Here is a 26,464-nt window from a genome sequence, read left to right as displayed (position 1 = left end):
TCTACTGTGCATGGGGTTGTTTTCACGTTTTTCGTTTGTGTTCTTGATTTGTTCCTTTGGCGTGCTATCTTTGCTTCATGAGTCCAGCATCCTCTCATGCTCTCAAGCACCCGCCGGTCACGGCGCCCTCCGAGCCGGCGGGTGCGCCTTCTGACTTCCCTGAGCTGGCGGTCGCCATCGACCGCCAGCGCAGGCGAGGCCGGGGCGCGCAGTCCAACGCCAGCGGCCGGTTCGAGGCCGAGGCGCGCGTCGCATTCGACGATGGCTGGCAAAGCCTTGAAGAACTGCCTCCGTTCAAGACCACGGTCGGGATCGACACCTCGCGCAAGGTGATTACCCGCAACGATTCTCCCGACATCGGCTTCGATCGTTCGATCAATCCCTACCGCGGCTGCGAGCACGGCTGCGTTTATTGCTTCGCGCGGCCGACCCATGCCTATCTCGGCCTGTCGCCGGGGCTCGACTTCGAGTCGAAGCTGTTCGTGAAGCCCGAGGCGCCGGCGCTGCTCGAGAAGGAGCTTGCAGCGCCGGGCTACGAGCCGCGGATGATCGCGATCGGCACCAACACCGATCCCTATCAGCCGATCGAACGCGAGCGCAAAATCATGCGCGGCATTCTGGAGGTGCTGGAGCGCGCCGGCCATCCCGTCGGGATCGTCACAAAGTCGGCGCTGGTGACCCGCGACATCGACATTCTCGCGCGCATGGCCAAGCGCAACCTCGCCAAGGTCGGGATCTCCGTGACCTCGCTCGATCCGAAATTGGCGCGCACCATGGAGCCGCGGGCGTCCACGCCGCCGAAGCGGCTGGAGGCGCTGAAGCAGCTTTCCGAGGCCGGCATTCCGACCACCGTCATGGTCGCCCCCGTCATCCCCGCGCTGAACGATTCCGAGATCGAGCGCATCCTGGACGCCGCCGCTCATGCCGGCGTCAAGGAAGCCTCCTACGTGTTGCTGCGGTTGCCGCTCGAGGTGCGCGATCTCTTTCGGGAATGGCTGATGGCGAACTATCCGGACCGCTATCGCCACGTCTTCACGCTGATCCGCGACATGCGCGGCGGCCGCGACTACGACGCGAAATGGGGCGAGCGCATGAAGGGCACCGGTCCGATGGCCTGGACCATCGGCCGCCGCTTCGAGATCGCCTGCGACAGGCTCGGGCTGAACAAGCGGCGCTCCAAGCTGACGACGGATCATTTTGCCAAGCCGAAGCGGAACGGCGATCAGCTCAGCCTGTTCTGAGGGACGAAGTGGGAGAGGCGTCGTATGAGTCAGGAACTGCCAGCTCCAATCCCGCGGCTCACCGTCATCACGCTGGGCGTGAATGACATCCGCGCCAGCATTGCCTTTTACGACGCGCTCGGGTTTTCGCGCCGGCTCAAGGTGACCGGTGAGGCCGTTGCGTTCTATGACACCGGCGGTCCGGTGCTCGCGCTGTTTCCCTGGGACCAGCTCGCGGTCGACGCCAGATTGCCGGATCATCCGAGGCCATCGACGTTCCGCGGCATGACGCTCGCTTGGAACTGCCGCGCGCGTGAGGAGGTGGATGCGGTGCTGGCTTTCGCCATCGGCAAGGGAGCCGCGCTGCTGAAGGCCGCGCATGAGACCGATTACGGCGGCTATTCCGGCTATTTCGCCGATCCTGATGGCCATCCATGGGAAGTCGTGGTCGCACCCGGCATCGACGTCGGCGAGGACCGGCGGGTGCATCTGGCGGAATAGGGCGGCTGACTTGAATCTTGAATAGCGGGAATTGTCCGAGGTTCCCGGTTGCGCAGGCCGTGCCGCTTGCGCACGATCCCCGCCATGATTCGGGATCAGTCCGCCAAGAAGCCGGCCAAAGGTGCGCCCAAGAAGGCTGCGCCTGAAAACAAGAAAGCTGCGCCCAAAAAAATCGCCAAGGCGCTGGCCGGCACAAAGAGCGCCATCATCGTCGCCCCAAGCTTCCGCCGGGAGCGCGCGCTGATGAAGCGCGGCGTCTGGCCGGTGGCGGGCTGCGATGAGGCCGGGCGCGGGCCGCTGGCCGGTCCTGTGGTGGCTGCGGCGGTGATTCTCGATCCCGACCGCATCCCGCGCGGGATCGACGATTCCAAGCGCCTGACGGCCGAGGAGCGCGAAAGGCTGTTCGACAAGATCTGCGCCACCGCCCAGGTCTCGGTGGCCGTCGCCTCGCGCGCCCGCATCGACCGCGACAACATCCTGCGCGCCTCGCTGTGGGCGCTGAAGCGCGCCGTGGTGGCGCTGCCCGAGCAGCCCCGGCACGTCTTCGTCGACGGCCGCGACCGGCTCGACACGGAATGCGATTGCGAGGCCGTGATCGGCGGCGACGGCATCGTCCTGTCGATCGCAGCGGCCTCGATCATCGCCAAGGTGACGCGGGACCGCCTGATGTGCGCGCTGGCGCAGGACTGTCCCGGCTACGGTTTCGAGCAGCACAAGGGCTACGCCGTTCCCGAGCACCTCGACGCGCTCAACCGCCTCGGTCCCACCGTCCACCACCGCAGCTTCTTCGCCCCCGTCGCCGCCGCCCGCGCCAAGCACATGCCCTGGACCGTCGAGCCGGCGCAGGATCTGTTTGCGGTGACCGAGATCGAGCTGCAGGTGGACACGAGCCTGGAAGTCGACGCGTCGGCAAATCTCTAGACGAGACTCGGTTGCCACGACGCGCCGCGCCCTCTATCAAAATAGTCGTTAGCGAATAGGGCCGGCTTCACGGGTTGGCTGCATCTTTCGGACGTTGCATGCGGTTTACCTCCCTGGTCATCGAGCTCATTCGCGCGCGGCCGCGGCTGATCGTCTGGATCGCCGTGCTGCTCCAGGCCGCGATGTGGCTGTTCGTGGCGCTGGTGTTTTATCGCAGCCCGCCCGGCAGCCTCGCGACCCTGCTGGCGTTCGGCCGCGAATACCAGGTCGGCACTGATTTGGGCCCGCCCTTACCGGTCTGGCTCGCCGACATCGCCTATCGCGCCGCCGGCGGCCACGTGTTCGGCGTCTACGTCCTTGCGGAGCTCTGTGGGGTCGCGACCTTCATCGCGCTCTATCATCTGTCCCGCGCGGTGGTCGGCCCCCAGCAGGCAGTGCTGGCCGTGCTGCTGACCATGACGCTGCTGGCCTTCTCCTCGCCAGCACTCGACTTCGGCCCCCTGGTGCTGGCGCGGCCGCTCTGGGCGCTGCTGCTGCTGCATTCCTGGCAGATCATCGGACAGCGCCGCGGCAACGCTTGGTTCGCCTGGTCGATCGAGGCCGGCCTCTTGCTGCTGACGACGCCGGCTGCGATCTTCTTCTTGCTGCTGATCGTCGTCTTCGCGCTCGCAACCGCGGACGGCCGCCGCACGCTGCGCGCATTCGACCCACTGTTTGCGCTGGTGGTCGTCGCCGTGCTGGCATTGCCCTATGCCGTCTGGCTGATGCGCGCCGAGGTGCTCGTCCTGCCGGCCTTGCCTGAGGTCGCCCAGCTCAATGCCCGCGCGCTGCACGCGGCCTGGCTGCTCGGGGGGCTCCTGCTCGGTGCGGCGGCGATCCCGGCGCTGACGGTCCTCAACACCGGCCTGTTCGTTCCCAAGAGCGAGGAGGCGCCGATCATCTACCGCCCGCCGGTCGAGCCGCTCGCGCGCAATTTCGTCTATTTCTTCGCGCTGGCGCCGCCACTCGGCGCGGTGCTGATCTCCGGCCTGCTGGGCCTCGACGCCGTCGTCGGCGGCGCCGGCGTCGTGCTGGTGTTGTCGGGGCTTGCCGTGGTCGTGGGGGCCGGCGATCTCATCGCGATGCGCCGCGCGAGGATGCTGCGGATGGTCTGGGCGGCCGCCGTCATCGCGCCCGCAATCGGCGTCGTGCTCGCCGTCCTGCTCCTGCCGTGGACCGGTGCCAACGAGATCGCGACCTCGATGCCGGCGCGCGCGATTTCGGACTTCTTCGACGAGAGCTTTGCCCGTCGCACCAATCATCGCCTGCGCGCGGTCGCCGGCGAGACCCAGCTTGCGAGCCTGATCACGCTGCATTCCGGCCGGCCGCATCTCTTCATCGATGCCGAGCCCGCGCGGACGCCTTGGATCAATCAGGCCAAGTTCAGCGAGACCGGCGGCGTCGTGGTCTGGCGCGCCTCTGATACCGGCGGCACTCCGCCGCCGGACATCCTCGCGCGCTTTCCCGGCATCGTCCCGGAAGTCCCGCGCGCCTTCGAATGGCTGGTGACCGGACGCCAGCAACTGCTGCGCATCGGCTGGGCCATCGTGCGGCCGAAGGGGACTTAGTCGCTCGCCCTTTCCCTCGTCATTGCGAGGAGCGCTTGCGACGACGCAATCCAGAGTCCGCGGAAAGATTCTGGATTGCCTCGCTGCGCTCGCAATGACGGGGAAGGGTCGTACGGCTCCTCACGCCCCCGCCAGCGCCTTCGCGATCGCGCGCAGATCCTGCCAGGCCAGCCGCTTGTACGACGGCGAGCGCAACAGATAGGCGGGGTGGAAGGTCGGCAGCGCGCGGATGGTGCGCGCGCCCGTCTCGTAGTCGAACCAGCGGCCGCGGGTGCGCATGATGCCTTCGCGGGTCGACAGCAGCGTCTGCGTCGAGGGATTGCCGAGCGTCACCAGCACATCCGGATTCACCAGCTCGATCTGGCGCTGGATGAACGGCAGGCAGATTTGCGTCTCCTGCGGCGTCGGCGTGCGGTTGCCGGGCGGCCGCCAGGGGATCACGTTGGCAATGTACGCGGTGGTGCGGTTGAGGCCTATGGCTCCTATCATCAAATCGAGCAGCTTGCCGCTGCGCCCGACGAAGGGAAGCCCCTCGATGTCCTCGTCGCGGCCCGGTGCCTCGCCGACGAACATGATGCGCGCCTGCGGATTACCGTCGGCGAAAACCAACCGTGTCGCTGTGTGCTTCAGCGCGCAGCCGTCGAAGCCCTGCATCAGCTCGCGCAGCGCCTCCAAGGTCGGCGCGGTGCGTGCGGCCTCGCGCGCCGAGGCGATCGCGATGTCGGGTGCGGGCGCAGCCTCGCCGCGCAACACCGCCGGCGCGGCGGCCGGCCGTGGCGCCTCGAGCGGAGGTGGGGCGCGCGGGGCCGCAGGTGGAGCATCCAATTCCGCCAGGCGGTCGATCGGTTCCTCTGCGAGCGTGCAATCGACTCCGGCCTCCAGATAGAAGGCGAGAAGCTCTCGGACCGTGGGTGCGGGTTCTGGGATCATTGGAAAGTCTGACTATTAGTCCAGTTTGGGGCGCCTTGCACCCCGGCGAAACGCATTTCCGAGGTTGTCCTACCCGGAAAAATCGGAAACAAGAGGGCGCAATCGACCAAGGACCGTCTCAAGGGCTGAGATCAGATGAGCACCGAAGAACTTCCCCCGCGCGAATCCATGGAATTCGACGTCGTCATCGTCGGCGCCGGCCCCTCGGGCCTGGCTGCAGCGATCCGGCTGAAGCAGATCAATGCCGATCTCAATGTCGTCGTTGTGGAGAAGGGCTCCGAGGTCGGTGCGCATATTCTCTCCGGCGCCGTGATCGACCCGGCCGGGCTCGACAAGCTGATCCCGGACTGGCGCGAGGATTCCGATTGTCCTCTGAAGACCCAGGTGAAGGACGATCGCTTCTACTGGATGACGGGCGGCAGCGCGATCAGGCTGCCTAACTTCATCATGCCGCCGCTGATGGACAATCATCACTGCTATATCGGCTCGCTTGGCAATGTCTGCCGCTGGCTGGCGCGCAAGGCAGAGGCCCTCGGCGTCGAGATCTATCCGGGCTTTGCCGCGGCCGAGGTGCTCTATGACGAGCAGGGCGCGGTGAAGGGCATTGCCACCGGCGACATGGGCATCGGCCGGGACGGCAAACCGAAGGACTCCTTTACCCGTGGCATGGAATTGCTCGGCAAGTACACGCTGTTCGCGGAAGGCGCGCGCGGCAGCCTGACCAAACAGCTCATCGCGAAGTTCGCGCTGGATACCACGAGCGAGCCGGCGAAATTTGGCATCGGGCTCAAGGAAGTCTGGCAGATCGATCCCGCCAAGCACCAGAAGGGCATGATCCAGCATTCGTTCGGCTGGCCGCTCGATCTGAAGACCGGCGGTGGCTCGTTCCTCTATCACTACGACGACAACCTCGTTGCCGTCGGCTTCGTCGTGCATCTCAACTACGACGACCCGTATCTGTCACCGTTCGACGAGTTTCAGCGTTTCAAGACCCATCCGTCGATCCGCTCCACCTTCGAAGGTGCCAAGCGGCTCGCCTATGGCGCGCGCGCCATCACCGAGGGCGGGTATCAGTCGGTCCCGAAACTCAGCTTCCCCGGCGGCGCCCTGATCGGCTGCGCGGCCGGCTTCGTCAACGTTCCCCGGATCAAGGGCGTGCACAACGCGATGGGCACGGGCATGCTCGCCGCCGAGCACGTTGCGTCCGCCATTGCCGCCGATCGCGCCAATGACGAGATCGTCGATTACGAGAACGCCTGGCGCTCCTCCTCGGTCGGCAAGGATTTGTTCCTGGTCCGCAACGTCAAGCCGCTGTGGTCGAAGTTCGGCACAGTGCTCGGCGTTGCGCTCGGCGGCTTCGACATGTGGTGCAACACGCTGTTCGGCGGGTCCCTGTTTGGCACCCAGTCGCACGCGAAGCCCGATCGCGCGACGCTCGATCCGGCCAAGACCCACGCGCCGAGGACCTACCCGAAGCCTGACGGCAAGATTTCCTTCGACAAGCTCTCCTCGGTATTCCTGTCCAATACCAATCATGAGGAGGACCAGCCGGTCCATCTCAAGGTCACGGACATGAACCTCCAGAAGACGTCCGAGCACGACGTGTTTGCAGGTCCCTCGAATCGCTATTGCCCGGCCGGCGTCTATGAGTGGATCGAGGAAGGTTCCGGCCCGCGCTTCCAGATCAATGCCCAAAACTGCGTTCACTGCAAAACCTGCGACGTGAAGGACCCCAACGGCAACATCACCTGGGTTCCCCCCGAGGGCGGCGGCGGTCCGAACTACGAGGCGATGTAGGCGGGGTCAGCAAGCCACGATCCAGGTGACCAAGGCCCAAGGGCGACCAATATTGCGTGACCTTGGCCCTGCGACGCACGTTCGCGTGAGAACCCGGCCGCGGTCGCGGTCCGTGGTCACGATAAGGCCATACTGGCGGCGTCTTGGGGCGCTCTTGACCGGTCACTTGGCCGATTTGGGGCGTGCGGAGGGGATCGCCCGGCCCGAATCCTTGCGGTGAAGCGCCAAAAGCGGCATTGTCGGCCCGACGGTTCCGGGTCCCCATGCCACCGGCCGCGTTCGCATGCGATACGGCCTTCTTCAGACCCAGGCACTACCAACTCAAGGCGAGCCCTGATGTTTTCAAATCGTTTCAACCGCTGGACTGTTGCCGCCATTGCCCTCATGGGCTCAGCGATGGCGACGGTCCCCGGCGCGGTCCTGGCGCAGACGCCGGACCATCCGTCCGACACGGCGGCGCAGTTTCCGACCCGAAACGATCTGAAGGCGCTGACCACCTCCGGCAGCTATCTCGCCGCCCGCCACGCCAGCGTCGAGCGCGACGCGGCCTCCGCCGCCGCGTTCTATCGCTCGGCCCTGCGCACCGATCCCAAGAACAACGAGCTGCTCGACCGCGCCTTCATCTCTTCGGTCGCCGACGGTGACATCGACGAAGCCGTCAAACTCGCCGAGCGCATCCTGACCATCGACAAGACCAACCGCGTTGCGCGCCTCGTCGTCGGCGTGCACGATCTCAAGTTCAAGAAGTACGCGACCGCGCAGACCAACATCAACCAGTCGATCCGCGGTCCGATCACCGATCTCGTCGCCACGCTGCTGTCGGGCTGGGCCGCCTATGGTGCGGGTGATGCCAAGGGCGGCGTCGCCACCATCGACAAGCTGGCCGGTCCGGAATGGTATCCGCTGTTCAAGGATCTCCATGCCGGCATGATCCTCGAGCTCGCCGGCAAGGAGAAAGACGCGGGCGCCCGGTTCGAGCGTGCCTACAAGCTCGACGATTCCATGTTGCGTGTCACCGAGGCCTATGCGCGCTGGCTGTCGCGCAACAAGGACTCGGCCGCCGCGACCACCGTCTACCAGGCTTTCGACAAGAAGCTCGCCCGCCATCCGCTGATCGTAGAAGGGTTGCGCGACACCAAGGCCGGCAAGAAGATGCCGCCGCTGGTCGATAGCGCGCAAGCCGGCGCCGCAGAAGCACTCTACGGCATCGGCGCCACACTGACCCGCCGCGGCGGCGAGGATCTGGCGCTGGTCTACCTCCAGCTCTCGCTCTACCTCCAGCCCACCCATCCCCTGGCGCTGCTCTCGCTTGCCGATCTCTATGAATCGGTGAAGCGGCCGCAGATGGCGATCAAGGTCTATGAGCGGGTGCCGGCGTCCTCGCCGCTCAAACGCAACGCCCAGATTCAGCTCGCCATCGATCTGGATTCCGCCGACCGCACCGACGAGGCGATCAAGATCCTCAAGGGCGTCACCACTGAGGATTCCAAGGATCTCGAAGCCATCATGGCGCTCGGCAACATCGAGCGCGGCCGCAAGAAGTTCGGCGAATGCGGCGCGACCTATTCGCAAGGCGTCGACGTGCTGCCGGCCGGCAACGACAAGGCCAACAGCGTCTGGTATTATTATCGCGGCATCTGCGAGGAGCGCTCCAAGCAGTGGGGCAAGGCCGAAGCCGACATGAAGAAGGCGCTGGAGCTGCAGCCCGACCAGCCCCACGTCCTCAACTATCTCGGCTATTCCTGGATCGACCAGGGCATCAATCTCGACGAAGGCATGAAGATGATCAAGCGGGCGGTCGAGCAGCGCCCGGATGACGGCTACATCGTCGACTCCCTTGGCTGGGCCTATTACCGCATCGGCAATTACGAGGACGCGGTGAAGAACCTCGAGCGCGCCATTGACCTCAAGCCCGAGGATCCCACGATCAACGATCACCTTGGCGACGCCTATTGGCGCGTCGGCCGCACGTTGGAAGCCAAGTTCCAGTGGGCGCACGCCCGCGATCTCAAGCCCGAAGCGGATGAGCTTCCGAAGATCGAGGCCAAGATTGCCAACGGAATGACCGACGACAATTCGAACTCCTCGGCTGCGCAGGCGGAGAAGGAGAAGAAGAAGGACGACGGCAAGGGCGGCTGAGTGAGTTGAAGGTGGGGCGTGTCGTCAATGCCGGCGTTGATTGAAGAAGGGCGCGCGAAGGTCAATCTGAGCCTTCGCGTGGTCGGCCGTCGTGCCGACGGCTATCATGATCTCGAAAGCGTGGTCGCGTTTGCCGACTGCGCCGACCGGCTCACGCTGGAGCCCGGCAGCGAGCTGAAGCTCACCACGACAGGGCCACTCGCGGCGGCCTGCGGCGATATGGCCGACAACCTCGTGTTCAAGGCGGCCAAGCTCCTGGCCGAAGCCGTCCCGAACCTGAAGCTGGGCGCCTTCGCGCTCGACAAGGTGCTCCCGGTCGCCGCCGGCATCGGCGGCGGCTCGGCCGACGCGGCTGCGGCGCTGCGATTGCTGGCGCATCTCAACGATCTTTCGCTCGAAGACCCGCGGCTGCAGAAGGTTGCGCTTGCGACCGGTGCCGACGTGCCGGTGTGTCTGTTCTCGCGCGCCTGCGACATGACCGGTGTCGGCGAACAGCTGCTGCCGCTCGCGTTGCCGAGCATGCCCTGCGTGATGGTCAATCCGCGCGTGCCGGTCGCGACCAAGGATGTGTTCCAGGCGCTGGGCCTGCGCAACGGCGAACTCCTGGTCGGCGCCACCTCCGTCCTCGACGCTCCGGCCTGGCCGGGCGAGGGCGCCTCCATTGCCGATTGGGTCGACACGCTCGAGACCGTCGCCAACGATCTCGAAGCCCCCGCGATGCGCATCGAGCCTGTCATCGGCGACGTGCTGGAAGCCTTGCGTGGCTCCGCCGGCGTCAAGCTTGCCCGCATGTCCGGCTCGGGTGCGACGTGCTTTGCGATCTATGGCGCATCTTCCGAAGCGCATGCCGCCGCCGAGACGATCCGCAGGGATCATTCCGGCTGGTGGGTGCACGCGGGGACGCTGAGCTAGGCCAGCCCGAGAAACTCCCGGATCTCACCTAACACCTCCTGCGGCTTGTCATGTTGCAGCCAGTGTCCGGCCCCGGCGATGGTCTCGACGCGCGCCTGCGGAAAGTAGCGCTCCAAGCCCGCGGCCCTTGCGCCAGCCAGAAAGCTTTCGCCGGCATTCAAGAGCAGCGTCGGACAGGCGATGCGCGACCACAGCGCGATGTGATCGTCCGGCCAGAGCCGGTGCGGCGCAGAGGCGCGCTGGTGGGGATCGAACTTCCAGCTATAGGTGCCGTCCTCGTTCTGCCGCGCGCCGTGGGTGGCGAGATGCAGCGCGAGGTCGCGGGATAGCCGCTTGTTGTGAAGCACCATCTGCGCCGCCGCATCTTCGAGCGTCGAATAACGGCGCGGTGCGCGGTCGTGCAGCTTGTCCAGCTGACCGACCCATTTGCCGATACGCTCATGCACCGGCGGTTTTGGTGTATCCGGCAACATCGTCACGCCGTCGAGCACGACCAGCTTCGAGACCTGTTCGGGGAAAGCCCCTGTAAAGATCAGGCTGACCATGCCGCCCATGGAGTGGCCGATGAGAGTGACTTGAGGCGCTGCGACGGCACGGACGAGCTGGGCCAGATCGTACACATACTCCGTCAGTGCGTAGCTGCCGCCTTTGGTCCAGTCCGAATCGCCGTGACCGCGCAGGTCGGGTGCGAGCACGTGGAAATGCGGCTGCAGCGACCGGGCGATGACGTCCCAGCTCCGGCAATGATCGCGGCCGCCATGAACCAGGATGGCGACCGGCGCGCCGTCGTTGCCCCAGTCGGCATAGTGCAGCCGCAGGCCGTGAGACTCGTAAGTGCGGCTTTGCGGGGCGGGCATGGTGGCGCTATCCATTCGCGGGTCGCCGCGCCAGTGCGAGCGACAGGCCGAGCCCTGCGATGAAGAGGCCGGAGCCCTGGGTGAGACGTCGCATCAGATGTGGCCTTCCGATCAACTGCGTGCGTGTCGCGGAGGCCATCAGCACCACCACGATGTCGGCGAGCGTGTTCAGCGTCACCGAGATCGCACCCAACATGATGAATTGCAGTGTCGGGTTCGATCCCGCGGGGTCAAGGAACTGCGGAATGAAGGCGAGGAAGAAGGCGGCGGTCTTCGGGTTCAGCGCCTCGACCAGCACGCCGTCGCGAAAGGCGCGCTTGTCGCCGACGGGCTCGCTGTCGAATGACAGCGTGCGGCCGGCGCTGCGAAAGGTCCTGATGCCGAGCCAGACCAGATAGAGTGCGCCGACAAACTTCACGGCGGCGAACAGCTCGGCGCTGGCAAGAATGATGGCGGAGATGCCGAGGCTGCCTGCGACCACATGAACCAGCCCGCCGAGCGCGGTGCCCACGGTCGATGCAAAACCGCTGGCGCGCCCTTCCGACAAGGTCCGTGCCGCGACGTAGAAAATACCGGGGCCGGGAACGGCGGCGATGAGACAAGCGGCGGCCAGGAACAGCCAGAAATTCGTGTTGATCATCCCGCTTTGGTAGCGATGCTTGCCGCGATTGCAAGGCCCCGTCGTCTACAAGGCTTGCGTTTAGCCCATCCGGCGGAAGATCACGCTGGCATTCACCCCGCCGAATCCGAACCCGTTCGAGATCGCGTGCTGCATCGGCATCGGGCGCGCCACACCGGCGATGATGTCGATGCCGTCAGCGGCGGGATCAGGGTTTTCGAGATTGAGCGTCGGCGGCGCGATCTGGTCGCGCAGGGCGAGCACGGTGAAGACCGCTTCCAGCCCACCCGCGGCGCCGAGCAGATGGCCGGTGGCCGATTTGGTCGCGCTCACGGCGATGCCGCGGTGACGACCGAACAGGGCGGCAATCGCGCCAAGCTCGCTCTCGTCGCCGGCCGGTGTCGACGTCGCATGCGCGTTCAGGTGCTGCAAATCCGCAGGCGCAAGCTTCGCCTGCCGGAGCGCGATCTCCATGGCGCGCCGCGCGCCGTCACCGTCAGGCGGACCCGATGTCATGTGATAGGCGTCCGCGGTCGTACCGTATCCGACAATCTCCGCGATCGGCGTCGCGCCACGCGCCAATGCATGCTCCAGCTCCTCGATCACCAGGATGCCGGCACCTTCGCCCATGACAAAACCGTCGCGGTCGCGATCGAACGGGCGCGAGGCGCGTGCGTCATTGAACCCGCTCGACAGTGCGCGGGCCGCAGCGAAGCCGCCGAGGCTGACGATGTCGATGCAGGCTTCCGCGCCGCCGCAGATCGCCACATCAGCCTCGCCCGCGCGGATCATGCGCGCGGCATCCCCGATCGCCTGAACGCCGGCGGCGCACGCCGTGACCGGTGTGCCCAGCGCTCCCTTGTAGCCGTATTTGATCGAGACGTGCCCCGCAGCGAGATTGGCGAGGAAAGAGGGGATCGTGAACGGCGACAGCCGGCGCGGGCCGCGCAGTTCGGTGATGCGCACCGCCTCCGCCATCGCCGGAAAACCGCCGACGCCGGAGGCGATGATCGTCGCGGTTCGTTCCTGTGCTGCCGCGTCCTGCGGTGTCCAGCCGGCCTGCGCCACAGCTTCTGCAGTGGCGAGCAGCGCGAACAGGATGAAGCGGTCCATCTTGCGCTGGTCTTTCGGCGCGGCGGCCTGCGCGGGATCGAAGCCGCCGTCCGCATCATCGGCCTTGTCGGGCACGAGGCCGGCAATGCGTGCCGGCAGCGCCTGCGACCATTCCGGCAGCGGGCGCAGCCCGCTTTGACCGGCCAGCAGCCGGCGCCACGACAGTTCGACACCGCAGCCAAGCGGCGACACCGCGCCCATTCCCGTCACGACGATACGACGCATGTCAGTCTCCAGCCGGCGCGACGGCCGGGTTCATGGCTTTGAGCGAGGTCAGCCGTTTGCGCATGACACGGCTGGCGCGGGGACCGGCGATGATGACCGCATTGGTGAGCGTAATCGGCTGCATGTCGGCGGCATCGACCACCACCGGATTGAATGGACGACGATCGCGCCGGTTCGCGAGCAGGATCGCTTCGCCCTTCGGTGCGAGATGCTTGTTGCCCCAGGCGAGCAGGGTCGCGACCACGGGGAAGAAGTCCCGGGCCTTGTCCGTCAGCACATATTCATAGCGCGGCGGCCGTTCATTGTAGCGGCGGCGGACGAACATGCCGCTTTCGGTGAGATGGGCCAACCGCCGCGACAGGATGTTCGGCGCGATCCCGAGGCTTTGCGAAAATTCGTCGAACTTCGTTGCGCCCTGGAAGGCATCCCGCAGGATCAAAATGCTCCACCATTCGCCGACCGTCTCCACGGCGCGGCCGACCGGACATTCCTGAATGGAGGGGGATTTGGGCTGCATGAGGGGAAGGTAGGAGAGTGGCTTGCAAAATGCAAGTCACTGGGCGAGCAGTGGCCGATGTGGGTGGAGGGAGCCAAGGCAGCTGCGAAGCTGAAGCTGTCGCTGCGCTCGCAATGACGGTGTTGATGAAGTGGCGAGGCTATCTCAACGATGTCGTCCCGGCGAAGGCCGGGACCCATACCCACGACCGTTGGTGCACGATGGTGGCCACAGCGCGCTCAGACAACGCTGACCGGGGTCATGGGTCCCGGCCTTCGCCGGGACGACGCTGAGGGTGTGGCGACCGGCAAGCGCTAAGGATGCGGAGCCCTAATGCGACCGTGCCAGACAGAACGCCACGACCTGCTCCAGCGCGCTCTTCATTGGCGAGGATGGGAACAGCGCCAGCGCGTCCACCGCCATGGCGCCGTAGTGCTGGGCGCGGCTGCGCGTGTCTTCGAGCGCACGATGCTTGTTCATCAGCCCGATGGCGTGGTCGAGGTCGGTGTCGCCGATTTCGCCGCGCTCGAGCGCGCGGATCCAGAAGGCGCGCTCGGTGTCGTTGCCGCGGCGGAAGGCGAGCACGACGGGCAGCGTGATCTTGCCCTCGCGGAAATCGTCGCCGGTATTCTTGCCGAGCTTCGCGCTCTTGCCGCCATAGTCGAGCACGTCGTCGACGAGCTGGAAGGCGATGCCGAGATTCATGCCGACCGAGCGGCAGGCGGTCTGCTCCGCCTTCGGACGGTTGGCGATCACGGGGCCGACCTCGCAGGCGGCCGCGAACAGCTCGGCGGTCTTGCCGCGGATCACGGCGAGATATTCGTCCTCGGTGGTCGCGGTGTTCTTGGCGGCGGCAAGCTGCATCACCTCGCCCTCGGCGATGGTGGCGGCGGCCGCGGAGAGAATGTCGAGCGCGCGGAGCGAGCCGACCTCGACCATCATGCGGAAGGCCTGGCCGAGCAGGAAGTCGCCGACCAGCACGCTTGCCTCATTGCCCCAGAGCATGCGCGCCGACAGCTTGCCGCGGCGCATCTCGCTTTCGTCGACGACGTCGTCATGGAGCAGGGTGGCGGTATGCATGAACTCGACGCTGGCGGCGAGCTTGATATGGCCGTCGCCGGTGTAGCCGGCGAGGTTGGCCATGGCCAGCGTCAGCATCGGGCGCAGGCGCTTGCCCCCGGAGGAGATCAAATGGTTGGCGACCTCCGGGATCATGGTCACGTCCGAACCGGTCCGCGACAGGATCGTGGCGTTGACGCGCTCCATGTCACCGGCGACAAGGGCAACCAGCTCTTCGATCGACGCGCCGGGAGTTTCGAAAGGTACGATGACGGCCACGCCGGTCTCCAATATTTGCCCCGGAAGGGCTATTCTGATGGAGAGACAATAGAAACTGGACGGGGATGCGGCAAGGGCCGTGGAACCATTGACATTTGGCGCTTAATCCCCGCCAGGCAGGAGGCTTGTGTTTTGCGAGAACTGGTTCGGACCAACGATATGGTGCTGGTGTCGGCGATCGGCGCGCTGCTCGACGGCGCCAACATCCATCATCTGGTGCTGGACCAGAACATGAGCATCATCGAGGGCTCGCTCGGCATTTTGCCGCGGCGGATCCTGGTCCACGAGGACGACGCCATCGAGGCCCGGCAGCTTCTGACCGAGGCCGGCCTCAGCCACGAACTGCGCGGCGATGAGTGAAGCACTGGCAGACCTCACCGAGGACGCCTTTCTCGGCGGGCAATTGCGGCTGAAGCAGAAGCGGTCCGGCCATCGCGCCGGGCACGATGCCATTCTGCTCGCGGCGGCGACGGAGGCGAGGGCGGGCGACCGCGTCGTCGATTTCGGCGCCGGTATCGGTGCGGCCGGGCTTGCGTTGGCGCGGCGCGTTGCCGGGATCAGGCTCGGCCTGGTCGAGATCGATCCCGAACTGGCGGAGCTTGCGCGCGTCAATGCGGCAGCGAATGCGATTGCCGCCGAGACGATCGTGCTCGACGTCACCGCGGACGCGCAGGCCTTCGCGGCCAGCGGGCTCGCGCCGGATAGTGTCGACGTGGTGCTGATGAACCCGCCCTTCAACGATCCCGCTCGCCATCGCGGCTCGGCCGACCAGGCGCGCCAGATCGCGCATGTGGCGACGGATGAGACGCTGAATGCCTGGGTGCATGCGGCGCGGCGCATCCTCCGCTCGAATGGCGCGCTGACATTGATTTGGCGCGCAGATGGGATCGCGGAGGTTTTGGCGGCGCTGTCTCGCGGCTTCGGCAGTCTTGTGATTCTGCCGGTTCACGGTGAAGCCGGGCGGCCCGCGATCCGCGTGCTGGTGCGCGCGGTCAAGGGCGGGAGGGCCCCGGCACGATTGTTGCCCGGCCTCATGCTCAACGAAGAGTCACGCGTGCCTAAAAAAGAGGTGATGGATATTCTGGAGGGAAGGGCGGTTCTACCCCTGGTGGAACCGTGCTGAGCTATTGCGGAAGCGATTCCGACTGGTGCTCTTGCGGAGTCGTCAGGCGGATCGCCATGAATAGCGCACCGATCAGCAGCATCAGCAGATAGATTTTCATGGTGTTCTCCGCTGGCCCATTGCAGCCTCTCAACGGGGTTTTTGCAAAACACGTTCCGGGCCCTTCCAATGACAGTCGCGTGATAAGAAATGGTTAATTAGAGGTAACGGCATGGCCGAACAATTGAACGATCGTGAGAGTTCCGGCCTGGCCGACAAGCTCATGCAATATCTGCCGGCGCGCTTCCGTCCCGGCACGGCCGTGGTGCCGGTGGTGCGGCTGTCCGGTGTGATCGGCGCGGTGACGCCGCTGCGTCCGGGTATGACGCTCGCGACCGTTTCGCGGGTGCTGGAGCGGGCGTTTTCGACGCGCAACGCCAAGGCGGTGGCGCTGGTGATCAATTCGCCCGGCGGCTCGCCGGTGCAGTCGCGCCAGATCTACCTGCGCATCAAGCAGCTCGCGGCGGAGAAGAAGCTGCCGGTGCTGGTGTTCGTCGAGGACGTCGCGGCCTCCGGCGGCTACATGATCGCCTGCGCCGGCGACGAGATCATCTGCGATCCGTCCTCGATCCTCGGTTCGATCGGCGTGGTCGGCGGCAGTTTTGGTTTCCAGGAGGCGATCAAGCGGCTCGGCATCGAGCGGCGCCTCTACACCGCCGGTGCGCACAAGGCGATGCTCGACCCGTTTCTCCCTGAAAACCCCGACGACGTCGCCAAGCTGAAGGCGCTCCAGCGCGAGATCCACCAGATCTTCATCGCGCTGGTGAAGGAGAGCCGCGGCGCGCGGTTGAAGGGCTCCGACGACACCCTGTTCACGGGCGAATACTGGGCCGGCGAGAGTTCGATCGCGCTGGGGCTCGCCGACAGCATCGGCGATCTCCGCTCAACTCTTCGTGCCCGCTATGGCGAGAAGGTTCTCACCCCCGTGATTGCCCAGCCGACCGGTCTGCTCTCCAGCCTTTTGGGCCGGAAATCGCCAGGCGCGGGGCAGCTTTCGGCCATGGAATCAATGGCCGGCCTGCCGGACGACCTGATCTCGGCGGTCGAGACGCGCGCGATCTGGGCGAAATTCGGGTTCTAGACGGAGCCCCTCCGCGCCATTTGGTCCCAAGGAGACTTGAGGCTGAACCAATTGCGGCGCGGCCCGGTCTGAGCAAGAATGCGCGTGGGGGCTGAGCATTGAACAAGGATCGACCGATGCCGCCGTTCGTCGCTTTCGCGGGCGTCCTGGGCGGGCTTGCCGTGGTCCGCTGGGCCTACAAGACCGCCGTCAGGATCAACCAGGAGCTGGAGGAGATGCGCCTCTCACGCGTCGCCGAGGCCGCCCATAGGGAGGCCGTCCAGACGCTGAAACAGGATCCTGTGACCGGAGCCTATCGACCGGGTTAGCTGGCGTCTTTCCATACGCCGTCATTCCGGGGCGATGCGAAGCATCGAACTAGGGTGCGCAGTTGCGCACCTGAGAAGCTCGACATTCCACCCCCTTCGCCTTGATTCCCACCCCTGCCGTCGATACGGTCCCGCGCGATTCAACCCCCCGCGAGAGCCCGATCTGACGATGGACGCCTCCTTGCCCGCCCATATGCGCCCGGAACGCTCGTTCCAGGGTTTTATCCTCGCGCTCCAGCGGTTCTGGGCCGAGCAGGGCTGCGTGATCCTGCAGCCCTACGACATGGAGATGGGTGCGGGCACCTTCCATCCGGCGACGACGCTGCGCGCGCTCGGGCCAAAGCCCTGGAATGCGGCCTATGTGCAGCCTTCGCGCCGACCCAAGGACGGCCGCTACGGCGAGAATCCGAACCGGATGCAGCACTACTACCAGTTCCAGGTGATCATGAAGCCGTCGCCGCCGAACCTTCAGGAGCTGTACCTGAAGTCGCTCGCCGCGATCGGCATCGATGCCGCCATGCACGACATCCGCTTCGTCGAGGACGATTGGGAGAGCCCGACGTTGGGCGCCTGGGGCCTCGGCTGGGAGTGCTGGTGCGACGGCATGGAAGTCAGCCAGTTCACCTATTTCCAGCAGGTCGCGGGTGTCGAATGCGCGCCGGTCGCGGGCGAGCTTACCTACGGGCTCGAGCGGCTCGCGATGTACGTGCAGGGCGTCGATCGCGTCTACGACCTCAACTTCAACGGCCGCGACGGTGACGCCAAGGTCACCTATGGCGATGTCTTCCTGCAGGCCGAGCGGGAATATTCGAAGCACAATTTTGAGATCGCCGACACCGCGATGCTGTTCGAGCAATTCAAGATGGCTGAAAGCGCGTGCAGAACGTACCTAGAAGCCGGCTGGAAAGATGGCAAGCGCGAGGCGCATTTGATGGCGCTGCCGGCCTATGACCAGTGCATCAAGGCGAGCCACGTGTTCAACCTGCTCGACGCGCGCGGCGTGATCTCGGTGACGGAGCGGCAGAGCTACATTCTTCGCGTGCGCGAATTGGCAAAGGCTTGCGGCGAGGCCTGGATCCATACTGAAGCGGGCGGAGCGGCCTGATGCCCGATCTTTTGCTTGAACTGTTCTCCGAAGAAATCCCCGCGCGCATGCAGGCCAAGGCGGCGGAGGACCTGCGCCGCATGGTCACCGACAAGCTCGTCGCCGAAGGCCTCGTCTACGAGGGCGCGAAGGCGTTCGCGACGCCGCGCCGCCTCGCGCTCACCGTGCACGGCATCCCTGCGCGCCAGCCTGACCTGAAGACCGAACGCCGTGGACCGAAGATCGGCGCGGCCGATGCGGCCGTGCAGGGGTTCCTCAAAGCGACGGGCCTGACATCGCTCGACGAGGCCAAGATCCAGCGCGACCCAAAGGGCGACTTCTACATCGCGCTGATCGAGAAGCCCGGCCGCGACGCCATCGACGTGCTCGCGGAAATCCTTCCCGTCATCATCCGCACTTTCCCCTGGCCGAAATCGATGCGCTGGGGCGCGCGCTCCGGCAAGCCGGGCTCGCTGAGCTGGGTGCGCCCGCTGCACGCGATCACCGCGACGTTCGGGCTCGAAACCGAAGAGCCCGACGTCGTGAAATTCGCGGTCGATGGCATCGAGGCCGGCCAGACCACCCACGGCCATCGCTTCATGGCTCCTAGCGCGATTTCCGTGCGCCGCTTCGAGGACTACGAAGCGAAGCTGAAGGCTGCCAAGGTCATCCTCGATCCGCAGGCGCGCAAGGACATCATCTTCGCCGACGCCAAGGAGCTGACCTTCGCGCAAGGGTTCGAGCTGGTCGAGGACCAGGTGCTGCTCGACGAGGTTTCGGGCCTCGTCGAATGGCCTGTCGTCATGATGGGATCGTTCGAGCCGGAATATCTGGCGATCCCGGACGAGGTGATCCGCGCCACGATCCGCAACAACCAGAAGTGCTTCGTCGTCAGGGATTCCAAGACGGGCAAGCTGACCAACAAGTTCGTCCTCACCGCCAACATCGAGGCGCCCGACGGCGGCAAGACCATCGTCGCCGGCAACGAGCGCGTGATCCGTCCGCGCTTGTCGGATGCGAAGTTCTTCTACGAGACGGATTTGAAGACGAAGCTCGAGGATCGTCTGCCGAAGTTCGAGCAGATCGTGTTTCACGAGAAGCTCGGCACTCAGGCTGAACGCATCAAGCGGATCGAACGCCTCGCCGCCGAGATCGCGCCGCTTGTCGGTGCCGATGTCGCGAAGGCGACGCGTGCCGCGCATCTGGCCAAGGCCGATCTGCTGACCGAAGTCGTCGGCGAATTCCCCGAGGTGCAGGGCCTAATGGGCAAATACTATGCGCTGGCCCAGGGCGAGGATGCGTCCGTCGCCGCGGCTTGCGAGGAGCACTACAAGCCCCAAGGTCCTGCCGATCGCGTGCCGACCGATCCGGTTAGCGTCGCCGTGGCGCTCGCCGACAAGCTCGACACGCTTGTCGGCTTCTGGGCGATCGACGAAAAGCCGACGGGCAGCAAGGACCCGTATGCGCTGCGTCGCGCGGCGCTGGGTGTGATCAGGCTGATCGCTGAGAACGCACTGCGTCTGTCGATCATGAAGACGGCGGCGTCCGCACTCGCCGGCTTGTCCTTGAAGCCTGCCGATGCGCAGAAGCTTCCGAGCGACCTGCTTGCTTTCTTCGCTGATCGCCTGAAGGTTCAGCTCCGAGAGCAGGGCGCGCGGCATGATCTCGTCGATGCCGTGTTCGCGCTCGGCGGCCAGGATGATTTGCTGATGATCGTTCGCCGCGTCGAGGCGCTCGGCAAGTTTCTCGAGACCGACGACGGCAAGAATTTGCTCGCCGGCATCAAGCGCGCCAGCAATATCCTGGGCATCGAGGAGAAGAAGGACAAGCGCACGTTCGACGGCGCGCCCGACGCTGCACTCTACAGCCTCGATGAAGAGAAGGCGCTGGCGAAGGCGATCGGCGAAGTGCAGGCGGAAGCAAGCGCCGCCGTCGCCAAGGAAGACTTCGCGGCTGCGATGAGCGCGATGGCAAAGCTGCGCCCGCCGGTCGATGCGTTCTTCGAGAAAGTTCGCGTCAACGACGAGGATGCGAAGGTGCGTGAGAACCGCCTGAAGCTGCTCAACGAAATCCGCAGCGCCACGCGTGCGGTGGCGGATTTCTCGAAGATCCAGGATTGACCTCGTGCCCCGGACGCGGCGCAGCGCTTCTTAGCGGTGCGCTGCAGAGCCGGGGCCCATGCCGCCGCAAAAGATTCTGGGTCCCGGCTCTGCGCCGCAACGCTACGCGCTGCGTCGCGTCCGGGACGCGAGAGCACGCACACACGAAGCACAAAAAGCCCCGCCCGGCGGGGGGAGGACCGGGCGGGGCCTGATGTCCGACTCTACTGCTCGCGTCAGCCTGATTGATGTGACGCGCCGGACACCTAGTCGATCCCTGAAGACGCTAGTCCATCACCTCGACGATGCGCCGCGAGCGCGGCTCGACCAGCACGGTCTCGCCGTTCACGACGGTGTAGCGATAGGTGGTGGCGCCGAAACGTTGCGGCACGTCATAATAGGTCACGCCGCTTTCAGGTAAGGTGGCACCGACCACCACGCGATCCGGGATGCGGAAAGCCGGCACACGTTGTTCGACGACATAGTCGCGGAACGCCGGCCGCTGCTCGACCGCAATGGTCGGACCGCTGTCGACGACGACGGGTGCGCGTCCCACTGTGACGCTGCTTTGCGCCTGCGCCGCAAGGGGCGAGCCGATCGCGGCCGCGAGCGCTGCAAGAGCAAGAATCCTGTTCCGCATGGGCAACTCCTTCGAGAAGGTTTTCGGGAAGCGCCAATGGCGCGACCGGTTGCCAATGCATGCGTCTTCGCGATGTTCCGGAAAACGGCCGCCGCATTCGCGGCATTTTCGGGCAGTTTTCGCGAAGCCGGGAACTCGCGCCCGCCCAGTGCGTCTCTACCCGCGGAACCTAGTCCGCTATGATCCCGCCGCGATTCGCCCCCACCCCACGGAAAGAAAGTTCATGCACATCACCGTCGCCCATATCTCGCCGATCCTGTCGCTGCTTGCGGGTGTGCTCATCCTGATCATGCCGCGCCTGCTGAACCTGATCGTCGCGATTTTTCTCATCATAAATGGTGCGATCGGGCTCGGATTGTTGAAGTGGCTCCATCTCTAGGCCTTCATTCTACGGAACTCTTCGACTTGCGCGGACCTGCCCAAAGTGGTGTAAGGCCCGCGATTACCCATTCCTCTCGCAGGTTGTGTGCAAGCTATGGCCAAAGCCGCCTCGAAAACTTCAGCGAAAATGCCAGCGAAATCAAAGTCCTCTGCCAAGGCGAAAGCCGCGCCGGCGGCCCGCAAGGCACTTGCCAAGCGCGCCCCGAAGCCCGTGGCCAAGGCTGCTGCCAAGCCGGCTGTGAAGCCTGCGGCCAAGGCCGTTTCCAAGGCTGTTGCGAAGGCGCCGAAGAAGCCGGTTGCGCCGAAGGTCGCCGCGAAGTCGGTACCGAGCAAGGCTGCTTCAACCAAGGCGGCGCCTGTTGCGGCCAAGGCCGGCAAGTGGGTGTTCACGTTCGGGGACGGCAAGGCCGAGGGCAAAGCGGAGATGCGCGACCTGCTCGGCGGCAAGGGCGCCAACCTCGCCGAGATGGCCAATCTCGGCCTGCCGGTGCCTCCGGGCTTCACCATCCCGACCTCGGTCTGCACCTATTTCTACGCGCACGACAAATCCTACCCCAAGGAATTGAAGTCGCAGGTTGAGAAGGCGCTCGACCATGTCGGCAAGTTGACCGGCAAGATCTTCGGCGATTCCAGGAACCCGCTGCTCGTCTCCGTGCGTTCCGGCGGCCGCGCCTCGATGCCGGGCATGATGGACACCGTGCTCAATCTCGGCCTCAACGACGAAACCGTGGAAGCGCTGTCGGAACTGTCGGGCGATCGCCGCTTCGCCTATGACAGCTATCGCCGCTTCATCACCATGTATTCGGACGTGGTGCTCGGCTTCGAGCATCATCATTTCGAGGAAATCCTCGACACCTTCAAGGACAGCCAGGGCTACACGCTCGACACCGATCTCACCGCCGACGACTGGGTCGATCTGGTCGGCAAGTACAAGGACGCGGTCGCGCGCGAAACCGGCAAGGATTTTCCGCAGGATCCGCACGACCAGCTCTGGGGCGCCATTGGCGCGGTGTTTTCATCCTGGATGAACGCGCGCGCGGTGACCTACCGCAGGCTGCACGACATTCCGGAATCCTGGGGCACCGCGGTCAACGTGCAGGCCATGGTGTTCGGCAACATGGGCGAGACCTCGGCGACCGGCGTTGCCTTCACGCGCAATCCCTCGACCGGCGAGAGCAAGCTCTACGGCGAGTTCCTGATCAACGCGCAAGGCGAGGACGTGGTGGCGGGCATCCGCACGCCGCAGGACATCACCGAGGAAGCGCGCAAGGACTCGGGCTCCGACAAGGCGTCGATGGAATCGGCGATGCCGGAAGCCTTCAACGAGCTGACCCGGATCTACACGCTGCTCGAGAAGCACTACCGCGACATGCAGGACATGGAGTTCACGGTCGAGCAGGGCAAGCTCTGGATGCTGCAGACCCGCGGCGGCAAGCGCACCGCGAAAGCGGCGCTGCGCATCGCGGTCGAGCTCGCCAATGAAGGCCTGATCACCAAGAAGGAAGCGGTGACGCGGATCGACCCCGCCTCGCTCGATCAGCTGCTGCATCCGACCATCGACCCCAATGCCAAGCGCGACGTGATCGCGACCGGCCTGCCGGCCTCGCCGGGTGCGGCCTCCGGCGAGATCGTGTTCTCCTCGGACGAGGCGGCCAAGCTTCAGGCCGACGGTCGCAAGGTGATTCTGGTCCGGATCGAGACCAGCCCCGAGGACATCCACGGCATGCACGCCGCCGAAGGCATCTTGACCACCCGTGGCGGCATGACCTCGCATGCTGCGGTGGTCGCGCGCGGCATGGGCAAGCCATGCGTCTCCGGTTGCGGCACCATCCGCGTCGATTACGGCCGCGGCACCATGAGCATCGGCTCGCGCACCTTCAAGACCGGCGACGTCATCACCATCGACGGCTCGCTCGGCCAGGTGCTCGCCGGCCGCATGCCGATGATCGAGCCCGAGCTGTCCGGCGAGTTCGGCACGCTAATGAAATGGGCCGACCAGGTCCGTAAGATCGGCGTGCGCGTCAACGCGGACACGCCGGAAGACGCGCACACCGCGATCAAGTTCGGCGCGGAAGGCATCGGCCTGTGCCGTACCGAGCACATGTTCTTCGAGGAGACGCGCATCCGCACGGTGCGCGAGATGATCCTCTCCGAGGACGAGCAGTCGCGCCGCGCTGCGCTGGCAAAGCTGCTGCCGATGCAGCGCGCCGACTTCGTCGAGCTGTTCGAGATCATGAAGGGTCTGCCCGTCACGATCCGCTTGCTTGATCCGCCGTTGCACGAGTTCCTGCCGCACACCCATGCCGAGGTTGAGGAAGTGGCGCGCGCCATGAACACCGACCCGCGGCGCCTGGCCGACCGCGCGCGCGAGCTGTCGGAGTTCAACCCGATGCTCGGCTTCCGCGGCTGCCGTATCGCGATCGCCTATCCCGAGATCGCCGAGATGCAGGCGCGGGCGATCTTCGAAGCGGCGGTCGAGGCCGAGAAGCGCACCGGCAAGGCCGTCGGCCTCGAGGTGATGGTGCCGCTGATCGCCACCAAGATGGAGCTCGACCTCGTCAAGGCGCGCATCGATTCCACCGCGAAGGCGGTGATGCGCGACACCAACACCAAGCTGACCTACCAGGTCGGCACCATGATCGAGCTGCCGCGCGCCTGCCTGCTCGCGGCCGAGATCGCGGAGAGCGCCGAGTTCTTCTCGTTCGGTACCAACGACCTTACGCAGACGACGTACGGCATCAGCCGTGACGATGCCGCGAGCTTCCTCGGCACCTACGTGTCCAAGGGCATCCTGCCGATCGATCCCTTCGTCGCGCTCGACCAGGAAGGCGTCGGCGAGCTCGTCAAGATCGGCGTCGCACGCGGCCGCAAGACGCGCGCCTCGCTCAAGGTCGGCATCTGCGGCGAGCACGGCGGCGATCCCGCCTCCGTCGCCTTCTGTCACGCGATCGGCCTCGACTACGTCTCCTGCTCGCCCTACCGCGTCCCGATCGCCCGCCTCGCGGCGGCGCAAGCCGCGCTCGGCAAAGCGGTTGCGAGCCAGGCATAAGCCGATTTGAAATGCTGAATGCGGAGAGGCGGGGCCAAGCCCCGCCTCTTTCTTTTTGAGGCTCGACTGCTTCCACGCCGTCATTGCGAGCGTAGCGAAGCAATCCAGAATCTTCGTGCGGCAGCAGTCTGGATTGCTTCGTCGCAAGAGCTCCTCGCAATGACGAGCTTGAGGAGCGTGCGTGTGAGCACATCGCGCAATACCGGGAACCCATCGCGCGTCCCGTAATGACACGTGCGAGCAAGAGTTCCTTCACCATTCGCGTTGACCAATTGTTTACCGCGCAGCGTGAGGGCGCGTTTACCAACGCGCATCGTCGCCCTGTGAAAACACCTGCGATTGCTTGCGTGTGCCGCATGCGCAACGCCGATTAACGCCCCGGCAACCTAAATTAGATACTCACGATAAAGATCGAATTGCACGGATGTACTGCGGCTCGATTTTTCTAGCGTAAGCGTAGCGTGAGCGTATCGATGTTATTGTTGCGTACCCATCCGAAGGGCGCGCGGTTCGCGTCCTTCGGCATCGGTCTCTGCATCTTCGCATTGATGCCGAGAGAGACCGGCTATCAGGACATTGCCTCGCTGCTGGCGCGCCAACCCGGCGTCGCGGAGCGTTGGCAGAAGCAGGTATTCTCTGCTGCGTCCTCCATACAGCTGGCCACTTACAGTTTTTCCCGGCCGATCGGCACTTCGGCTCCGCAGAGCGCGATGGTTCGCCTCGCGAGCCTCGATGGCCGCGATGTCACCGGCGCGATCAGCCGCAATCCGGCGCTTCAGGCGCCGCCGCGCTACCAGGCCGCCGATTTTCCCAAGGTCGATCGCTCCATGAAGGGTGATCGCCTCGCAACGGTCACACCGACGCAGGCTCCCGAAGCGGGCGCGCCGACGGCAGCGCCGACGCAGGAAGATCCCGCGACATCGAACAGTTCGGTGTTCGGCGCCAAGACCGTCGCACTGCCACAGGCGATGTCGCCGGAGTCCGCGGCCGCGCTCGATCCCGAACTCGCGGAGGCGCTGCGCGCGCCGCCGCTGCCGCAATACACCAATGCGCCACAGGCCAGCGACGCCGCGCGCTCGATCGCGCTCCAGCCGCTCGAAGCGCTGAAGCAGGCCACCATTCCGGCTGCACCGCCGCGCGATCCGTTCCGCGTCAAGACCTCGAACCTATTCTTCGGCAGTTCCTCGCTCGGCGGCAATGTCGAGAGCATCGAGAGCTGGCAACCCGGTGCGGAGCCGCTGATCGTGATGCCCGACCCCGACATGAAGGTGACGGCCTCGCTGTCGCCGCCGGAGGATCTTGCGAAGGATATCGAAAGTGGCGAGAGCGTCGCGCCGAAAGGTGAGGTCAACGTCGACAACCAGCGTGCCAGATCGCCGGCGGAGCGGCTCGCGCTCGACGACAAGTCGCGCGCGAAGTCCGAAAAATGCCTCGCGGAAGCCGTCTATTTCGAATCCCGCGGCGAGGCCGTGCGCGGCCAGATGGCGGTTGCGCAGGTGGTGATGAACCGCGTGTTCTCCGGTAAATATCCCGACACCGTGTGCGGCGCCGTCTATCAGAACAAGCACCGCCATCTCGCCTGCCAGTTCACCTTTGCCTGCGACAACAATGCCGACGTGATCCGCGAGCCCGAGATGTGGGAGCGTGCGAAAAAGATCTCGAAGGCCATGCTCGACGGCCAGATCTGGCTACCCGAGGTCGGCAAGTCCACGCACTACCACGCCTATTGGGTGCGCCCATCCTGGGTCGCCGAGATGAAGAAGATGTACAAGACCGGCGTCCACACCTTCTATCGCCCGCGCGCCTGGGGCGACGGCAGCGAGGAGCCGAGCTGGGGAACCCCGGCGCAGACCGCCGCGCTCTCCGCCGAGCTCACCCAGGAAGCCAAGAGCTCCGCCGAGATGGGCGTAAGCGAACGAAGATAGGCGTTCACAAGAATTCGTCATGCCCGGGACAAGCCCGGCCATGACGGAGAGGGAAGTCCG

The 26,464-nt window shown here is 65.4% G+C and carries 23 protein-coding genes; 16 read left to right on the top strand and 7 right to left on the bottom strand.

Going from position 1 to position 26,464, the window contains the following annotated elements; translation table 11 throughout:
• Positions 1-77: 77 nt before the first annotated feature.
• The 4 genes from ABIB91_RS14785 (at position 78) to ABIB91_RS14770 (ending at position 4,249) form a co-directional block, all read left to right on the top strand.
• Positions 78-1,241 carry a PA0069 family radical SAM protein gene (locus ABIB91_RS14785; RefSeq protein WP_007594981.1) on the top strand — a complete coding sequence of 388 codons (1,164 nt, stop codon included), beginning with the start codon at positions 78-80 and terminating at the stop codon, positions 1,239-1,241.
• Between the two features lie 24 nt (positions 1,242-1,265).
• Positions 1,266-1,721 carry a VOC family protein gene (locus ABIB91_RS14780; RefSeq protein ID WP_007594979.1) on the top strand — a complete coding sequence of 152 codons (456 nt, stop codon included), beginning with the start codon at positions 1,266-1,268 and terminating at the stop codon, positions 1,719-1,721.
• 84 nt (positions 1,722-1,805) lie between these two features.
• The gene (gene rnhB, locus ABIB91_RS14775) at positions 1,806-2,642 is read left to right on the top strand and encodes a ribonuclease HII (RefSeq protein WP_354162095.1); all 837 of its coding nucleotides are present in this window, start codon (positions 1,806-1,808) and stop codon (positions 2,640-2,642) included.
• A 98-nt stretch (positions 2,643-2,740) separates the two neighbouring features.
• Entirely contained in the window at positions 2,741-4,249 is a 1,509-nt protein-coding gene (locus tag ABIB91_RS14770; protein ID WP_219684689.1) for a glycosyltransferase family 39 protein, read from the top strand.
• Positions 4,250-4,369: 120 nt separating this feature from the next.
• Here the strand turns inward: ABIB91_RS14770 and ABIB91_RS14765 are convergent, their stop codons facing one another.
• A complete protein-coding gene (locus ABIB91_RS14765; protein WP_007594976.1) occupies positions 4,370-5,179 on the bottom strand; it encodes a uracil-DNA glycosylase in 810 nt (269 codons plus the stop codon).
• A 135-nt stretch (positions 5,180-5,314) separates the two neighbouring features.
• Between ABIB91_RS14765 and ABIB91_RS14760 the strand changes: the two genes are divergently transcribed.
• The 3 genes from ABIB91_RS14760 (at position 5,315) to ABIB91_RS14750 (ending at position 10,027) form a co-directional block, all read left to right on the top strand.
• On the top strand, positions 5,315-6,976 hold the full coding sequence (locus ABIB91_RS14760) for an electron transfer flavoprotein-ubiquinone oxidoreductase (protein WP_354162091.1): 1,662 nt from the start codon (positions 5,315-5,317) through the stop codon (positions 6,974-6,976).
• A gap of 336 nt (positions 6,977-7,312) precedes the next feature.
• Positions 7,313-9,115, top strand: coding sequence for a tetratricopeptide repeat protein (locus ABIB91_RS14755; RefSeq protein WP_219684687.1), 1,803 nt, complete (start codon positions 7,313-7,315; stop codon positions 9,113-9,115).
• A gap of 27 nt (positions 9,116-9,142) precedes the next feature.
• Complete coding sequence (locus tag ABIB91_RS14750; RefSeq protein WP_354162088.1) at positions 9,143-10,027, top strand: 4-(cytidine 5'-diphospho)-2-C-methyl-D-erythritol kinase; 885 nt, start codon at positions 9,143-9,145, stop codon at positions 10,025-10,027.
• Here ABIB91_RS14750 and ABIB91_RS14745 read toward each other — a convergent pair.
• The 5 genes from ABIB91_RS14745 to ABIB91_RS14725 form a co-directional block, all read right to left on the bottom strand.
• Positions 10,024-10,884, bottom strand: coding sequence for an alpha/beta fold hydrolase (locus ABIB91_RS14745; RefSeq protein ID WP_354162085.1), 861 nt, complete (start codon positions 10,882-10,884; stop codon positions 10,024-10,026). The two genes, ABIB91_RS14750 and ABIB91_RS14745, sit on opposite strands and share 4 nt — an antisense overlap.
• Before the next feature lie 7 nt (positions 10,885-10,891).
• Positions 10,892-11,524 (bottom strand): LysE family translocator, encoded by a 633-nt coding sequence (locus ABIB91_RS14740; RefSeq protein WP_354162083.1) that lies wholly within the window; start codon positions 11,522-11,524, stop codon positions 10,892-10,894.
• Between the two features lie 60 nt (positions 11,525-11,584).
• The gene (gene fabF / locus ABIB91_RS14735) at positions 11,585-12,841 is read right to left on the bottom strand and encodes a beta-ketoacyl-ACP synthase II (RefSeq protein ID WP_354162080.1); all 1,257 of its coding nucleotides are present in this window, start codon (positions 12,839-12,841) and stop codon (positions 11,585-11,587) included.
• A gap of 1 nt (position 12,842) precedes the next feature.
• The gene (locus ABIB91_RS14730; RefSeq protein WP_354162078.1) at positions 12,843-13,358 is read right to left on the bottom strand and encodes a winged helix-turn-helix transcriptional regulator; all 516 of its coding nucleotides are present in this window, start codon (positions 13,356-13,358) and stop codon (positions 12,843-12,845) included.
• 309 nt (positions 13,359-13,667) lie between these two features.
• Positions 13,668-14,675 (bottom strand): polyprenyl synthetase family protein, encoded by a 1,008-nt coding sequence (locus ABIB91_RS14725; protein WP_007594965.1) that lies wholly within the window; start codon positions 14,673-14,675, stop codon positions 13,668-13,670.
• 132 nt (positions 14,676-14,807) lie between these two features.
• Between ABIB91_RS14725 and ABIB91_RS14720 the strand changes: the two genes are divergently transcribed.
• The 6 genes from ABIB91_RS14720 to glyS all read left to right on the top strand — a co-directional run bounded on the left by ABIB91_RS14720 (position 14,808) and on the right by glyS (position 20,430).
• Positions 14,808-15,035: a putative signal transducing protein gene (locus ABIB91_RS14720; protein WP_007607161.1), complete on the top strand. Its 228-nt coding sequence runs from the start codon at positions 14,808-14,810 to the stop codon at positions 15,033-15,035.
• Complete coding sequence (locus ABIB91_RS14715; RefSeq protein WP_354162074.1) at positions 15,028-15,798, top strand: tRNA1(Val) (adenine(37)-N6)-methyltransferase; 771 nt, start codon at positions 15,028-15,030, stop codon at positions 15,796-15,798. Before ABIB91_RS14720 ends, ABIB91_RS14715 begins: the two co-directional genes overlap by 8 nt.
• 211 nt (positions 15,799-16,009) lie before the next feature.
• Positions 16,010-16,918, top strand: coding sequence for a S49 family peptidase (locus tag ABIB91_RS14710; RefSeq protein WP_354162071.1), 909 nt, complete (start codon positions 16,010-16,012; stop codon positions 16,916-16,918).
• Positions 16,919-17,034: 116 nt separating this feature from the next.
• Positions 17,035-17,226 (top strand): hypothetical protein, encoded by a 192-nt coding sequence (locus ABIB91_RS14705; protein ID WP_354162142.1) that lies wholly within the window; start codon positions 17,035-17,037, stop codon positions 17,224-17,226.
• Between the two features lie 169 nt (positions 17,227-17,395).
• Positions 17,396-18,331, top strand: coding sequence for a glycine--tRNA ligase subunit alpha (locus tag ABIB91_RS14700; protein ID WP_354162068.1), 936 nt, complete (start codon positions 17,396-17,398; stop codon positions 18,329-18,331).
• Entirely contained in the window at positions 18,331-20,430 is a 2,100-nt protein-coding gene (glyS, locus tag ABIB91_RS14695; protein WP_354162065.1) for a glycine--tRNA ligase subunit beta, read from the top strand. The genes ABIB91_RS14700 and glyS overlap by 1 nt, the downstream gene beginning before the upstream one ends.
• Positions 20,431-20,695: 265 nt before the next feature.
• On the opposite strand, the gene ABIB91_RS14690 is transcribed toward glyS, so the two are convergent.
• Positions 20,696-21,049: a DUF1236 domain-containing protein gene (locus tag ABIB91_RS14690; RefSeq protein WP_007594952.1), complete on the bottom strand. Its 354-nt coding sequence runs from the start codon at positions 21,047-21,049 to the stop codon at positions 20,696-20,698.
• A gap of 223 nt (positions 21,050-21,272) precedes the next feature.
• Here ABIB91_RS14690 and ABIB91_RS14685 point away from each other — a divergent pair, with 223 nt between their 5' ends.
• From ABIB91_RS14685 to ABIB91_RS14675, 3 genes are all read left to right on the top strand, one after another.
• Entirely contained in the window at positions 21,273-21,428 is a 156-nt protein-coding gene (locus ABIB91_RS14685) for a DUF3096 domain-containing protein (RefSeq protein WP_007594951.1), read from the top strand.
• Between the two features lie 96 nt (positions 21,429-21,524).
• A complete protein-coding gene (ppdK, locus tag ABIB91_RS14680) occupies positions 21,525-24,479 on the top strand; it encodes a pyruvate, phosphate dikinase (protein WP_007594947.1) in 2,955 nt (984 codons plus the stop codon).
• Between the two features lie 473 nt (positions 24,480-24,952).
• A complete protein-coding gene (locus tag ABIB91_RS14675) occupies positions 24,953-26,404 on the top strand; it encodes a cell wall hydrolase (protein ID WP_354162060.1) in 1,452 nt (483 codons plus the stop codon).
• Positions 26,405-26,464 lie beyond the last annotated feature (60 nt).

It is taken from the genome of Bradyrhizobium sp. JR4.3 (assembly GCF_040547695.1).
Taxonomy (GTDB): Bacteria; Pseudomonadota; Alphaproteobacteria; order Rhizobiales; family Xanthobacteraceae; genus Bradyrhizobium; species Bradyrhizobium canariense.
Note: the sequence above shows the minus strand (reverse complement) of the source record. Positions and strands in the feature narration are given on the sequence as shown.

What these genes read in the sequence shown, in the direction of transcription:
- glyS (WP_354162065.1), top strand. Translation starts at nt 18,331, where the DNA reads ATGCCCGATCTTTTGCTTGAACTGTTCTCCGAAGAAATCCCCGCGCGC.
- ABIB91_RS14710 (WP_354162071.1), top strand. Translation starts at nt 16,010, where the DNA reads ATGGCCGAACAATTGAACGATCGTGAGAGTTCCGGCCTGGCCGACAAG.
- ABIB91_RS14740 (WP_354162083.1), bottom strand. Translation starts at nt 11,524, where the DNA reads ATGATCAACACGAATTTCTGGCTGTTCCTGGCCGCCGCTTGTCTCATC.
- ABIB91_RS14745 (WP_354162085.1), bottom strand. Translation starts at nt 10,884, where the DNA reads ATGCCCGCCCCGCAAAGCCGCACTTACGAGTCTCACGGCCTGCGGCTG.
- ABIB91_RS14760 (WP_354162091.1), top strand. Translation starts at nt 5,315, where the DNA reads ATGAGCACCGAAGAACTTCCCCCGCGCGAATCCATGGAATTCGACGTC.
- ABIB91_RS14785 (WP_007594981.1), top strand. Translation starts at nt 78, where the DNA reads ATGAGTCCAGCATCCTCTCATGCTCTCAAGCACCCGCCGGTCACGGCG.
- ABIB91_RS14755 (WP_219684687.1), top strand. Translation starts at nt 7,313, where the DNA reads ATGTTTTCAAATCGTTTCAACCGCTGGACTGTTGCCGCCATTGCCCTC.
- ABIB91_RS14675 (WP_354162060.1), top strand. Translation starts at nt 24,953, where the DNA reads ATGTTATTGTTGCGTACCCATCCGAAGGGCGCGCGGTTCGCGTCCTTC.
- fabF (WP_354162080.1), bottom strand. Translation starts at nt 12,841, where the DNA reads ATGCGTCGTATCGTCGTGACGGGAATGGGCGCGGTGTCGCCGCTTGGC.
- rnhB (WP_354162095.1), top strand. Translation starts at nt 1,806, where the DNA reads ATGATTCGGGATCAGTCCGCCAAGAAGCCGGCCAAAGGTGCGCCCAAG.
- ABIB91_RS14765 (WP_007594976.1), bottom strand. Translation starts at nt 5,179, where the DNA reads ATGATCCCAGAACCCGCACCCACGGTCCGAGAGCTTCTCGCCTTCTAT.
- ABIB91_RS14705 (WP_354162142.1), top strand. Translation starts at nt 17,035, where the DNA reads ATGCCGCCGTTCGTCGCTTTCGCGGGCGTCCTGGGCGGGCTTGCCGTG.
- ABIB91_RS14750 (WP_354162088.1), top strand. Translation starts at nt 9,143, where the DNA reads ATGCCGGCGTTGATTGAAGAAGGGCGCGCGAAGGTCAATCTGAGCCTT.
- ppdK (WP_007594947.1), top strand. Translation starts at nt 21,525, where the DNA reads ATGGCCAAAGCCGCCTCGAAAACTTCAGCGAAAATGCCAGCGAAATCA.
- ABIB91_RS14685 (WP_007594951.1), top strand. Translation starts at nt 21,273, where the DNA reads ATGCACATCACCGTCGCCCATATCTCGCCGATCCTGTCGCTGCTTGCG.
- ABIB91_RS14780 (WP_007594979.1), top strand. Translation starts at nt 1,266, where the DNA reads ATGAGTCAGGAACTGCCAGCTCCAATCCCGCGGCTCACCGTCATCACG.
- ABIB91_RS14730 (WP_354162078.1), bottom strand. Translation starts at nt 13,358, where the DNA reads ATGCAGCCCAAATCCCCCTCCATTCAGGAATGTCCGGTCGGCCGCGCC.
- ABIB91_RS14770 (WP_219684689.1), top strand. Translation starts at nt 2,741, where the DNA reads ATGCGGTTTACCTCCCTGGTCATCGAGCTCATTCGCGCGCGGCCGCGG.
- ABIB91_RS14715 (WP_354162074.1), top strand. Translation starts at nt 15,028, where the DNA reads ATGAGTGAAGCACTGGCAGACCTCACCGAGGACGCCTTTCTCGGCGGG.
- ABIB91_RS14700 (WP_354162068.1), top strand. Translation starts at nt 17,396, where the DNA reads ATGGACGCCTCCTTGCCCGCCCATATGCGCCCGGAACGCTCGTTCCAG.
- ABIB91_RS14690 (WP_007594952.1), bottom strand. Translation starts at nt 21,049, where the DNA reads ATGCGGAACAGGATTCTTGCTCTTGCAGCGCTCGCGGCCGCGATCGGC.